The sequence below is a fragment of the Campylobacter sp. 2014D-0258 genome, from assembly GCF_008000495.1.
GTDB lineage: Bacteria > Campylobacterota > Campylobacteria > Campylobacterales > Campylobacteraceae > Campylobacter_D > Campylobacter_D jejuni.
This window is the reverse complement of the sequence record NZ_VOAR01000017.1, coordinates 1-12,399: the sequence shown is the minus strand read 5'-3', so window position 1 is coordinate 12,399 and position 12,399 is coordinate 1. Positions and strand designations below refer to the sequence as shown.

Sequence of the window (12,399 nt, the reverse complement as noted above, 5' to 3'; positions counted from 1 at the left end):
TTTCTACAGGACCATCTCTTACTAAACAACTTCCTTTATTAAAAAAGTATGCTAGTAAAGCTACGATTTTTTGTGCGGATTCTTCTTATCCTATTTTAGCTAAGCATAATATTAAGCCCGATTATGTTTGTATGTTGGAAAGAACTGAATTAACAGCAGAGTTTTTTAATCATGATTTTGGAGAATTTGATAAGGATATTGTGTTTATTTGTGCTGGTGTTGTTCATCCAAAGGCGATTGAGTATTTAAAGGGTAGAAATAGAAAATATCTTATCATACCAAGATATTTATATTTTCCAATCTATATAAAGCTTAAATATTTTGATTTTTTATACAATACACCTAGCGTTGCACATATGGCTTGTTATCTTTCCTTACATTTAAATCATAAAAACATCATTTTTATAGGACAGGATTTAGCTTATGCTGAAAATGGCAATTCTCATCCTGATGATTATCAAAATTCAGCTAATTATGAAAGTCAAATGTATGAACATATTTTAACCGAGGCTTATGGTGGGAAAAAAGAAATTAAAACTCATGAAGTTTGGATATTTTTTAAACAAATCCTAGAAGCAATGATTATTAAGTATCACATCACCACCTACAACTGTACCGAAGGTGGAGCAAGGATAGAAGGAACCATAGAAAAACCTTTTCTATGGGCTTGTGAGAATTTACTTGATAAAGATTTAAATAAACCTTTTGAAAAATTAGAACCTTTAAGTTTAAATAAACAAAATGAATTTTTACTTAAGGCTTATTATAAAGTTTATCAAAGTATTAAACATTGTAGAGATTTTAGTAAAATACTCAGCAATGATTTTAACAATATACAAAATATATATTTAAATTTAAACAAAAAAGAAAATGATTTAAACTTGGCTATTAGAAAAATAGATGAATTTAAAAATAAATTAGAAAATATCAAACAAATGCAAGATTTATATGAAATTTTACAACCTCTGCGTACTCAATTTGAACTTAATCTTGCTAGAATTTATGTTTTAAATCCTAAAACCAAAGAAGATGCTTTTAATAAAAGTATTCTTTGGATAAAAGAACATTTAGAATTTATGGAATTAGTTTATGGGCATATTAAAGCACAAGAAAATGCTTTGATTAAAAATATACTTCCTTTAGAAGAAAAACTTAAAGAAAGAAAATTAGATAAATGGATGGAAAGGGTGAGAAGGTGAGAAATATTTTAGTTACAGGTGCTGATGGTTTTATAGGTTCTCATCTTTGTGAAAGTTTGGTCAAAAAAGGTTTTAAAGTCAGAGCTTTAAGTCAGTATAATTCTTTTAATTTTTGGGGACATTTAGAAAAAAGTCCTTTTTTAAAAGACATGGAAGTTATAAGTGGAGATTTAAGAGACAGTTTTTTTTGCGAAAAAATCACCAAAAATATAGATGCGATCTTTCATCTTGGCGCTTTAATCGCTATCCCCTACTCCTACACAGCCCCACAAAGCTATGTGGATACCAATGTCAATGGCACTTTAAATATGCTCGAAGCAGCTAAAAAAAACGAGATTTCACATTTTATCCACACCTCAACAAGCGAAGTTTACGGCACAGCCTTTTATGTACCTATCGATGAAAAACACCCTTTACAACCTCAAAGCCCTTATTCTGCAAGCAAAATCGCTGCAGATATGATGGCGCTGAGTTATTATAATTCTTTTAATTTAAATGTCAATATTGCACGCCCTTTTAACACCTATGGACCAAGACAAAGCGCAAGGGCTATCATACCTACCATCATCACACAAATTTTAAGTGGAGCAAAGGAAATCAAACTAGGAGATTTAAGCCCTAAAAGGGATTTAAATTTTGTGCTAGATACTTGCGAGGGTTTTATCTCTCTTTTAAATTTAAAACATTTTGGAGAAGTTTATAATATAGGCTCAGGAGTGGAATACTCCATGCAAGAAGTACTTGATCTCATACAAAAAATTTTAGATTCTAAAGTAAAAATCATCCAAGATGAACAAAGATTGCGTCCTAAAAATAGCGAAGTTTTTAGACTTTGTTGCGATGCAAACAAGCTTAAAAAAGCTACAAATTGGCAAAGCAAAATAAGTCTAGAAGAAGGCTTGAGACAAAGCATAGAGTATTTTAAAGAAAATTTAGAAAATTATAAAAGCGAGCTTTATAATGTTTAAAAAAGAAATTTCTTTTATAAAAAGTCTTTTTAATAAAGAAAATATCGCCCTACATGAGCCTTGCTTTATAGGCAATGAGAAAAAATATCTTTTAGAGTGCATTGATAGCGGTTTTGTTTCAAGCGTAGGAGAATTTGTAACGCGTTTTGAAGAAGCTTTAAAAGAAAAAACCAAAGCACGCTTTGTCATCGCTACAAATACAGGCACAGCAGCCCTTCATATCGCTTTACTAGCTAATGGTATCGATGAAAACTGCGAAGTCATCACTCAAAGCATAAGCTTTGTCGCTACGGCCAATGCTATCGCTTATACAGGTGCAAAACCCGTTTTTTTAGATATAGATGAAAACACTCTAAGTTTAAGTCCTAAGGCTTTAGAGCATTTTTTAGAAAATCAAACTTATCAAAAAGATAATCTTAGCTATAACAAAACCACACACAAACTCATCAAAGCTTGTGTTATTATGCACACCTTTGGTTTAAGCGCTCATATAAAAGCCATCAAAGAGCTTTGTGAAAAATACCACATCCTTTTAATTGAAGATGCTGCAGAAGCCTTAGGAAGCACCTATGAAAACAAGGCCTTAGGCACTTTTGGAAAGTGTGGAATTTTAAGCTTTAATGGCAATAAAATCATCACAGGTGGATGCGGTGGGGCGATATTAAGCGATGATGAAAATTTAGCCAAACTTGCAAGACACCTTAGCACCACAGCTAAAATCCCCCATCCTTACGAATACGATCATGATAGGATAGCTTATAATTACCGTCTTTGCAATATAAACGCAGCAATCTTGTTTGCAGGACTTGAAAATTTAGAACTTTTTTTAGAAAACAAAAGAGAACTTGCTAAAATTTACAAGGATTTTTTTAAAAATCACGATAAATGTAAATTTATCGATGAAAAAAGCAATGAAAAAAGCAATTTTTGGCTCAATACCTTGCTTTTTAAAAATGAAAATTTAAGAAATATTTTTTTAGAAGAATGCTTGAAAAATAATATTTTCGTCCGTCCTGTATGGAAAAGCTTACCGAGTTTAAAAGCTTTTCAAAACTGTCAAAGCAATGAGCTTATAAACACTAAAAATTTAGAAAAACGTTTGGTTAATTTACCTAGTAGCGTTAGAATAGCAAATAAAAAGGAATGATGCGTTGCAAAATTTAATTCAAAGCATTAAAAAAATTTTAATAAGAAAAAATATGAGAGTAGCGGGGGGGGGGATTTGATTTTTTTACTTCTTCTTTTAGGAGAAGTGCGTGAAAAATGTCATCATCATAGGAGCGGGTGGCTTTGCTAGAGAGCTTTATTCTTATTTAAAAGATGCAAATTACGAAATTATAGGCTATATTGATATACAAGAAAATAATTTTTTGACTTAAAATATCTAGGCAATGAAGATAATTTCGATAAAAAGTTGATTCAAAAAGCATCTTTTGCTTTAGGTGTAGGACAAATCAATTTAAGAAAAAAAATCCTTGTAAAACTTTCAAAAAAATCATGTAATTTTATCACTTTTATACATCCTCAATCTTTTGTTTCAAAAGAAGCTAAAATAGGACAAGGGGTATAGTGTGTCCTTTTGTAACCATTAATGCTAATTCAAATATAGGAGATTTTGTACTTTGTAATATTTATTCAAGCATAGCTCATGATTGTAAGGTAGGAGAAGGAAGTATTTTAAGCCCTTATGCTACACTTAATGGAAATTCAAGCATAGGAAAAAATTGTTTTTTAGCTACTAGAGTTAGCCTGTTGCCTTGCGTAAACTTAGAAGATAACTGCATAGTAAGCAGGTAGTATTATTAGCAAAAACTACACATCCAATCAACTTATTTTTCATAAAAATATAATTAAAACAAGGAAAAAACAATGAAAGAAATTAATATCATAGACTTTGGTTTAATGGGTAAGCAAATAAGTGCTTTATTTTATTTATTAGGCTATGAAATAGGTGTTTATAATAAAAGCAACCTCAATATATACGAATTTGAAAAACAAATAAAACTTCTACAAAGAAAAATAGATTTTTCTAATTTTAACGCCGGAAAAATAAACATTTACCAACATATAGAAGATCTTAAAAATAGCTTGACTATAGAAAGCTTAAATGAAGATTTAAATTTAAAAAAAGAAATCATGCAAATTCTTAGAGATAATAATATAGTTTTTCGAATTCAAGTTCTTTGAGTATGGATGATTTAAACTGCGATTTTATACATTTTTTCAATACTATTTATATCAAATTAATAGAACTTTGTGATTCTAATTTAGAACGATTTACCCCATTGAAAGATCTTAAAAAATTAGGATTTCATATCATTTGCAGTAAAGGCAATCGAGGAGCTTTAGCAAATTTACTTTTGTTCAATGAAATTTCATCATTTTTTAAAATTATAGAAAAATACGATTATAATTTCAAAGAATGTCAAACAGTTTATGATTTGCTTTATGAAAAAAGAAATTTGTTAAATATTATCGACACTATAGGCATAGAACTTTGTAATAAAATTTGTAAGAATTTAAAAGAAGATGATGAAAATTTTTACCATCCAAAAATCTTTAAAAAGGCCTTATAAAAAGGAATTTTAGGTAGAAAAATAAAACAAACATAAGTGATATTTTATAAAATAAGCAAATATTAATTTAATATTTTATATAATTTAATATTTTTATTAATATTGAAGGGATGGGGAATGATTTATTGTGATCACTGCGTGATGCCAAATACTAGACCTGGTATTAATTTTACAAAAGACAAAGAAGGTAAAAATATCTGTTCAGCTTGCATCAATCATAAAAATAAAGAAAATATTGATTATAAAGCAAGATTTAAAGAGCTTGAAGCCTTATGCGATAAATACCGCAGAATGAATGGAAAATTTGAATATGATTGCGCTATTGCCGTAAGTGGAGGTAAAGATTCGCATTTTCAAGTGCATATCATGAAAGAAAAACTTGGAATGAATCCTATTCTTTTTAGCGTTGAAGATAATTTCACCATGACTGAAGCAGGTAAGAAAAATCTTAAAAATTTAAGTGAAACTTTTGGTTGTCATATTATTAGCTTAAAGCCTGATATCAAAACTCAAAAAAAAGTTATGCTAAAAACCTTTGAAAAATATGGAAAACCCACTTGGTTTATTGATAGACTGATTTACAGCTATCCTTTTGCTATGGCTTTAAAATTTAATACACCTTTATTGGTTTATGGAGAAAATGTTAGTTATGAATATGGAGGTAGTGATGCCAAAGAAACTCCTAGTGCCAAAGAAATATTTTTAAATGGCGTAGCTAGTGATTTAAATATAAATGAATTTATAGATGATGAAATCAAAGAAGAAAATCTACAACTCTTTTTTAATCCCAATGCAAATGATATCAACAAACTTAATCCTATTTATCTAAGTTATTTTGTAAAATGGAATTCTTATAGCAATTATATTTTTGCTAAAAGTCGTGGTTTTACTGATCTAGAAGGCGAATGGTATAGAACAATGTGTGCAGAAAATTTTGATCAAGTTGATAGTATAGGCTATATCCTACATGCTTGGATGAAATACCCTAAATTTGGTCATGCTTGTGCGAGTGATTACGCAGCTCGTTTCGTGCGTTATGGACTTTTAAGCAGAAAAGAAGCTATTGAACTTGTGCAAAAAAGAGATCATAAGCTTGACAATAGATGCGTTGAAGATTTTTGTAATTTCATAGGTATTAGTAAAACTACATTTTGGAAAATAGTAGAAAAACATTACAATATGGATTTATTTTATAAAAATGATTTTGGAGAATTTAAATTAAAAAACAAATTACAATAAAAATATAAAGGAAAAAAATGCAAAACTCATTAGAAGCTTATACAATGAAATATAATGAAAATGGATACGGATTACTTTTTCCAGATGCTCATGTAGTACGTTTTTATGAAAGAATTTTAAAATACAAACTAAATAAAATAAATGGAAATTTACTTGATTTTGGTTGTGGCAATGGTGTACATTCAGCGTATTTTCAAAGCAAAGGGTTTAAAACCTTCGGAATAGATATAGTTCCAAGTTTAAAAGAAATTTGGGAGCAAAATATTAGAGGGGGGGGGGATATTGTAAAATTATAGAACCAAATTCTAGCATCAAAGGACTTTTTGATGAAAATATGGATATTATCTTTGCAAATCAAAGTCTTTACTACATACCTCTAAAAGAACTTAAACAAAATATTTTAGAATTTTACGAACTTTTAAACACAGGTGGAATACTTTTTGCTACAATGATGAGCAAGAAAAATTATTATTTCTCCCACAGCCAAAAAGAAGAAAAAAATGGCTTGAGTAAAGTTGAAATCAAAGGTAGACTAAACGAAACGAGTTTTATACATTTCATCGATAAAGTCGAAGATCTAGAAAATCTTTTTCAACCTTTTGAAACTTTATTTCTAGGAGATTATGATCCTATTAATTTTTATAATTTTGAAGGATCAGCACACCATTATGTTTATATAGGTATTAAAAAATAAAATTTTGCCTTTATTTTAAGGCAAAATAAAGGCAAAACTATGAAAAAAACCCTCATCATCGCAGAAGCAGGAGTTAATCACAATGGTGATTTAAATTTAGCTAAAAAGTTAATAGAAATCGCAGCAGATTCAGGCGCTGATTTTGTTAAATTTCAAAGTTTTAAAGCCAAAAACTGTATCAGCACAAAGGCTAAAAAAGCACCCTATCAGCTTAAAACCACAGCTAGTGATGAGAGTCAGCTTCAAATGGTACAAAAACTCGAACTCGATATTAAAGCTCATAAAGAGCTTATCTTACACGCAAAAAAATGCAATATTGCCTTTCTTTCTACTCCTTTTGATCTTGAAAGTGTAGATCTTTTAAATGAGTTAGGCTTAAAAATCTTTAAAATTCCAAGCGGAGAAATCACCAATCTACCCTATCTTAAAAAAATTGCAAAGCTTAATAAAAAAATCATACTTTCAACAGGCATGGCAAATTTAGGCGAGATAGAAGAAGCTTTAAATGCGCTTTGCAAAAATGGCGCTAAACGCCAAAATATCACTCTTTTACACTGCACTACAGAATATCCTGCCCCTTTTGATGAAGTCAATCTTAAAGCCATGCAAAGCTTAAAAGACGCTTTTAAGCTTAATGTGGGTTATTCTGATCACACTCAAGGCATACACATTTCCCTAGCTGCGGTTGCCTTGGGAGCTTGCGTGATAGAAAAGCATTTCACTCTAGACAAAAATATGTCAGGGCCTGATCATAAAGCAAGTTTAGAACCTCAAGAACTAAAAATGCTTTGTACTCAAATAAGACAAATACAAAAGGCTATGGGTGATGGCATAAAAAAAGCAAGCAAAAGCGAAAGAAAAAATATCAACATAGTAAGAAAAAGTTTAGTCGCTAAAAAAGATATACAAAAAGGAGAAATTTTTAGCGAAGGAAATCTTACTACCAAACGCCCCGCAAATGGTATAAGTGCTATGAGATATGAAGAGTTTTTAGGTAAGATTGCTACTAAAAACTACAAAGAAGATGAGCTTATCCGTGAGTAAAAGAAAAATTTGTATAGTCAGTGCAACAAGGGCTGAATGGTATCTTTTAAGAAATTTATGTCATGAAATTCAAAACGATAAAGATCTAAGCCTTCAAATCATCGCTACAGGAGCGCATTTAAGCCCTGAGTTTGGACTCACTTATAAAGAAATAGAAAAAGAATTTAAAATCACTAAGAAAATTCCTATCCTACTTGCAAATGATGATAAAATAAGCCTTTGCAAAAGCATGAGTTTAGCTTTTAGTGCTTTTAGCGATGCTTTTGAAGACTTAAAACCTGATATGGTGGTGATTTTAGGCGATCGTTATGAAATGCTTAGCGTAGCAAGTGTATGTCTTTTGATGCACATACCTTTAGTGCATTTATGTGGCGGGGAGCTTACTTTAGGGGCTATTGATGATAGTATAAGACACAGCATTTCAAAAATGTCACATTTACATTTTGTAAGTCATGAAATTTATAAAAAAAGGCTTTTGCAACTTGGAGAAGAAGAAAAAAGGGTTTTTAATATAGGTTCTTTAGCTTCTACTATCATAAAAAATATGAATTTTTTAAACAAAAAAGATTTAGAAAAAGCCTTAGAAATGAAACTAGATAAAGAACTTTACTTAATCACTTATCATCCTTTAACCTTAAATGTAAAAAATACTCAAAAAGAGATTAAAACCTTACTTAAAAAACTTGACACCCTTAAAAACGCAAGTTTGATTTTTACCAAAGCAAATGCCGATGAAAACGGACTTTTAATCAATGAAATTTTGCAAAATTACTGCCAAAAAAACTCACACAAGGCTAAACTTTTTGATAATCTTGGCTCACAAAAATACCTAAGTCTTATGAAAATAGCCAAGGCCATGATAGGCAATTCTTCAAGTGGTATTAGTGAAAGTCCTTTTTTTAAAACTCCTTGCATTAATATAGGCGATAGACAAAAAGGGCGTTTAAGAACTCAAAATATCATTGATTGTGAAATTAATGATCTTGATCAAGCTTTTGAAAAATTAGAAAGCAAAGAATTTAAACAAAATTTAAAAAATTTTAAAAACCCTTATGATAATGATAAAAATCCCAATAAATTCATAAAAACTTGCCTAAAAAATGTAAATTTAGATACAATTTTACATAAAAATTTCATCGATTTATAAGGCTTAGTGTGGATATAGACAAACTCAAACTCACCCCTGATTCTAGCATAAAAGAAGCTTTAAAAATAGTCGGGCAAGAACGCGTTAGACTAGGCATTATAGTTGATAAAAAGGATAAATTTTTAGGAGTCATTAGCGATTCAAACATCAGAAAAGCTTTAATTAGCGGCAAAACTTTAAAAGATAGTATCAAGGATATTTACACTAAAAATCCCATCACCATAAAAGAAAATACAAGCAAAGAAGAACTTTTAAAACTTTCTGCCAAAACCGATATTTATGATTTTCCTGTTTTAGATGAAAAAGGGCAAATTCTTTCCATAAAATCTGTCTCATCGCTTTTAAAAACCAATCCAAACTCCATTATCATCATGGCTGGAGGCTTAGGCTCTCGCTTAAAAGAGCTGACTAAAGATACTCCAAAACCTATGTTAAAAGTAGGCAAAAAACCTATTTTAGAAAGCATAGTCCAAAGACTTAAAAATCAAAATTTTGAAATTTTTATCTTTTGTGTGAATTATAAAAAACAAATCATAGAAGATTATTTTCAAAAAGGGCAAAAATTTGGGGTTAAAATTTCTTATATTAAAGAGCGTAAAAAACTAGGTACAGCAGGGGCTTTAAGCCTTATAAAACAAGAATTTAAAGAAAGTTTTATCGTTATGAATGCAGACATTTTAACCGAGCTGGATTTTAATGCTCTTTTAAAAGCGCATAAAAAATCAAAAGCTTTAATGAGCGTTTGCGTGCGTGAGTTTGAGCAACAAATTCCTTATGGAGTGATCACTCAAAAACAAGGTTTTATAGAAAATATAGAAGAAAAACCTACCCAAAAATTCCTAGTAAGTGCGGGGATTTATGTACTTGAAAATGAAATTTTAAATTTAATTGCTAAAAATGAATACTTAGACATGCCCGAACTCATCAAACTTGTATTGCAAAAAGGCAAGGTAAATACCTATATCATCAACGATTATTGGATTGACATTGGAAGGCCAGATGAGTTTTTAAAAGCCAATGAGGATTTTAAATGAAAGTCTTAATCATAGGCTTTGGAAGCATAGGAAAAAAGCATTTTTTAGCCTTAAAAAATTTAAATCATGAAGTAAGTTTGCTTTCTTTAAGTGCTAAAAAAGAAGAATTTAAAAACACTCCAATTTATTGCTCTTTGAAAGAATGTGATTTAAACGAATTTGATCTTTTTATCATCGCAAATATCACTACGGAGCATTTTAACACCTTAAAAACTTTAGATGAGCTTGTAAAAGATAAAACCATACTCGTAGAAAAACCTTTATTTGAAAAAAGCCAAAATTTCACAAGCTCAAAAAATCACATTTATGTAGCATATTTACAACGTTTTAATCCTGTGATTGTCGCTTTAAAAAGGCTTTTAAAAGGTGAAAAAATTTATTTTGCTAGTTTGGTTTGTAATTCTTATTTGCCCCATTGGAGAGCTTTAGACTACAGGCAAAATTACAGCGCTAAAAAAGAGCTAGGTGGTGGGGTTTTACTCGATCTCTCTCATGAAATCGATCTAGCCTTTTTTCTTTTTAAAGACTTAGAGCTTATATACTCCCAAAATGCTAAAATTTCAGAGCTTGACATAACAAGCGATGATTTTGCCTTTTTGGCTTTAAAAAATTCACAAGAAGCTAAAATTCATATAGAACTAGACTATTTTGCTAAATTTAACAAAAGAGAAATTATCATCCATACTTTAGAAAAAAGCTTTAAAGCCGATTTGATAAACAATAAAATCGAAATTTATCACAAAAATCAAAGTCAAAAAATCTTAAATTTTGAAAATGATACGATAAAAACCCTTCAAAATTTACATCATGCAGTCTTTGAAAAAGACAAAGAACTTTGCGATCTTAAGCAGGCTTTAAAAGTGCTTGAACTTTGTGATGAAGTAAGGAAAAAAAATGGCTGAAATTTTATGTACTATTTGTGCTAGGGGTGGTAGCAAAGGCGTTAAAAACAAAAATATTAGAAAGATTAACAAACTTGAAATGATAGCTTATAGCATCATACAAGCTCAAAATTCAAAGCTTTTTAAACACATAGTCATAAGTACTGATAGTGATGAAATCGCAAGTGTAGCCCAAAAATATGGCGCTGAAGTTTTTTTCAAAAGAGAAGCTCATCTTGCCAATGATCGGACTGCAAAACTTCCTGTCATGCGTGATGCCTTGCTAAGAAGTGAAGAGCATTTTAAAACGTGTTTTGAAACTCTCATAGACTTAGATGCTTCAGCCCCGCTTCGCTCAAGCCTTGATATAAAAAAAGCTTATGAAAGTTTTGTTGAAAATGATAATTCCAATCTCATCACCGCAGTTCCTGCTAGACGCAATCCTTATTTTAACCTCGTAGAAATACAAAATAACAAGGTAGTAAAATCCAAAGAAGGAAATTTTACCACTCGCCAAAGTGCCCCAAAATGCTATGATATGAACGCTAGTATTTATATCTTTAAAAGGGATTATCTTTTAGAAAATGATAGTGTTTTTGGCAAAAACACAGGGCTTTTTGTAATGGATGAAAGCACAGCTTTTGATATTGATAGCGAGCTTGATTTTAAAATCGTAGAGTTTTTAATCTCTTTAAAAAATTTATCGCCAAAGGATTTTTAATGCTTGAAAATAAAATCATCTTTGTAGCAGGAGCTTGTGGGCGTATAGGTAAAGCGCTTTGTCAAAAAATACTTCTTAGCAAAGGTATCCCTATACTCGCAGATATCAACAAAGAATGCTTAAATAAATTGCAAGAAAATTTAGAAATAAATTTTAAAACAAAGCTTTTAAGCTTAGAACTTGATATCACTAAACAAGAAAGCTTACAAACCGCCCTTCAAAAAAGTCAAGAAAGATACGGCAAAATCGATGCTTTTGTTAACTCAAGCTATCCTTTTGGCAAAGATTGGGGTAAAACGCCTTATTATGAACTCAAATACGAACAAATTTGCGAAAGTTTAAATTTACATTTAGCAGGCTTTATGCTAGCCGCTCAAGAATTTGTGAAATTTTTTAAACAACAAGGCTATGGTAATATCATCAATCTTAGCTCCATCATGGGAGTTTATGCGCCAAAATTTGAAAACTATGAAGGCACTTCCATGCAAAGCTCTTTAGAATACAGCGTGATAAAAGCAGGGATTAATCACATGAGCTCTTGGCTAGCTAAAGAGCTTTTTAATCAAAACATACGCGTTAATACCCTAGCAAGCGGGGGAATTTTAGACAATCAAAACGAACTTTTTTTAAAAGCTTATAGAAAATGTTGTGCAAGCAAGGGTATGTTAGATGCTGATGATGTGTGCGGAACTTTGGTGTTTTTACTTAGCGATGAGAGTAAATTTATCACAGGGCAAACCTTAGTAGTAGATGATGGATGGGGCTTATGATGACCTTCACCCCTACCCAAAAAGAACTCTTTAACAAAAACATTGAGGCTTTAAGTAATATTCTTTTAAAAGAAAGTTTAAAAGAAATCAAGTCTAGTAAATTTGAACTTATCTTAGGTAAAGATA

General features: G+C 30.5%; 15 protein-coding genes and 1 pseudogene. All 16 read left to right on the top strand.

Annotated elements, in window-relative coordinates:
* Nucleotides 1–1,199: motility associated factor glycosyltransferase family protein (locus SR62_RS02865; RefSeq protein WP_147502256.1), on the top strand; the 1,199-nt coding region annotated here is incomplete at its 5' end.
* Nucleotides 1,196–2,167, top strand: coding sequence for a 4,6-dehydratase LegB (legB, locus tag SR62_RS02860; protein WP_002786732.1), 972 nt, complete (start codon nt 1,196–1,198; stop codon nt 2,165–2,167). The genes SR62_RS02865 and legB, both read left to right, overlap by 4 nt.
* A complete protein-coding gene (gene legC, locus SR62_RS02855) occupies nt 2,160–3,314 on the top strand; it encodes an aminotransferase LegC (RefSeq protein ID WP_147502255.1) in 1,155 nt (384 codons plus the stop codon). The genes legB and legC overlap by 8 nt, the downstream gene beginning before the upstream one ends.
* Nucleotides 3,315–3,423: 109 nt before the next feature.
* Complete coding sequence (locus SR62_RS09340) at nt 3,424–3,546, top strand: hypothetical protein (protein WP_002874741.1); 123 nt, start codon at nt 3,424–3,426, stop codon at nt 3,544–3,546.
* A gap of 190 nt (nt 3,547–3,736) precedes the next feature.
* On the top strand, nt 3,737–3,964 hold the full coding sequence (locus SR62_RS02845) for a transferase (protein ID WP_002872953.1): 228 nt from the start codon (nt 3,737–3,739) through the stop codon (nt 3,962–3,964).
* Nucleotides 3,965–4,036: 72 nt separating this feature from the next.
* Nucleotides 4,037–4,354, top strand: a complete 318-nt coding sequence (locus SR62_RS09150) for a 3-hydroxyacyl-CoA dehydrogenase NAD-binding domain-containing protein (protein ID WP_044258351.1) — start codon at nt 4,037–4,039, stop codon at nt 4,352–4,354.
* Between the two features lie 2 nt (nt 4,355–4,356).
* Entirely contained in the window at nt 4,357–4,743 is a 387-nt protein-coding gene (locus SR62_RS09145; RefSeq protein WP_032582943.1) for a hypothetical protein, read from the top strand.
* Nucleotides 4,744–4,860: 117 nt separating this feature from the next.
* A complete protein-coding gene (locus SR62_RS02835; RefSeq protein ID WP_044258349.1) occupies nt 4,861–5,982 on the top strand; it encodes an N-acetyl sugar amidotransferase in 1,122 nt (373 codons plus the stop codon).
* A 17-nt stretch (nt 5,983–5,999) separates the two neighbouring features.
* Nucleotides 6,000–6,676 (top strand): annotated as a pseudogene (locus SR62_RS02830) (class I SAM-dependent methyltransferase).
* A gap of 39 nt (nt 6,677–6,715) precedes the next feature.
* Nucleotides 6,716–7,720 (top strand): N,N'-diacetyllegionaminate synthase, encoded by a 1,005-nt coding sequence (gene legI / locus SR62_RS02825; RefSeq protein WP_044258347.1) that lies wholly within the window; start codon nt 6,716–6,718, stop codon nt 7,718–7,720.
* On the top strand, nt 7,713–8,867 hold the full coding sequence (legG, locus tag SR62_RS02820; protein WP_002782239.1) for a GDP-N,N'-diacetylbacillosamine 2-epimerase (hydrolyzing): 1,155 nt from the start codon (nt 7,713–7,715) through the stop codon (nt 8,865–8,867). The genes legI and legG overlap by 8 nt, the downstream gene beginning before the upstream one ends.
* 8 nt (nt 8,868–8,875) lie before the next feature.
* Nucleotides 8,876–9,901, top strand: coding sequence for a nucleotidyltransferase family protein (locus SR62_RS02815; RefSeq protein ID WP_147502254.1), 1,026 nt, complete (start codon nt 8,876–8,878; stop codon nt 9,899–9,901).
* Nucleotides 9,898–10,803 (top strand): L-glutamine-D-fructose-6-phosphate isomerase subunit, encoded by a 906-nt coding sequence (gene ptmF / locus SR62_RS02810; RefSeq protein ID WP_002875136.1) that lies wholly within the window; start codon nt 9,898–9,900, stop codon nt 10,801–10,803. The genes SR62_RS02815 and ptmF overlap by 4 nt, the downstream gene beginning before the upstream one ends.
* Nucleotides 10,796–11,503 carry a CMP-N,N'-diacetyllegionaminic acid synthase gene (gene legF, locus SR62_RS02805; protein WP_002864263.1) on the top strand — a complete coding sequence of 236 codons (708 nt, stop codon included), beginning with the start codon at nt 10,796–10,798 and terminating at the stop codon, nt 11,501–11,503. The genes ptmF and legF overlap by 8 nt, the downstream gene beginning before the upstream one ends.
* A complete protein-coding gene (ptmA, locus tag SR62_RS02800) occupies nt 11,503–12,273 on the top strand; it encodes a flagellin modification protein PtmA (protein ID WP_002789696.1) in 771 nt (256 codons plus the stop codon). The genes legF and ptmA overlap by 1 nt, the downstream gene beginning before the upstream one ends.
* The coding region (locus tag SR62_RS09335) for a motility accessory factor (protein ID WP_072217027.1) at nt 12,273–12,399 on the top strand (127 nt) is incomplete at its 3' end. The genes ptmA and SR62_RS09335, both read left to right, overlap by 1 nt.

Bases quoted from the DNA above. Each gene is read 5' to 3' on its own strand.
- legI (WP_044258347.1), top strand. From the start codon at position 6,716: ATGAAAAAAACCCTCATCATCGCAGAAGCAGGAGTTAATCACAATGGT.
- ptmF (WP_002875136.1), top strand. From the start codon at position 9,898: ATGAAAGTCTTAATCATAGGCTTTGGAAGCATAGGAAAAAAGCATTTT.
- SR62_RS09150 (WP_044258351.1), top strand. From the start codon at position 4,037: ATGAAAGAAATTAATATCATAGACTTTGGTTTAATGGGTAAGCAAATA.
- ptmA (WP_002789696.1), top strand. From the start codon at position 11,503: ATGCTTGAAAATAAAATCATCTTTGTAGCAGGAGCTTGTGGGCGTATA.
- legC (WP_147502255.1), top strand. From the start codon at position 2,160: ATGTTTAAAAAAGAAATTTCTTTTATAAAAAGTCTTTTTAATAAAGAA.
- legF (WP_002864263.1), top strand. From the start codon at position 10,796: ATGGCTGAAATTTTATGTACTATTTGTGCTAGGGGTGGTAGCAAAGGC.
- SR62_RS09145 (WP_032582943.1), top strand. From the start codon at position 4,357: ATGGATGATTTAAACTGCGATTTTATACATTTTTTCAATACTATTTAT.
- SR62_RS02835 (WP_044258349.1), top strand. From the start codon at position 4,861: ATGATTTATTGTGATCACTGCGTGATGCCAAATACTAGACCTGGTATT.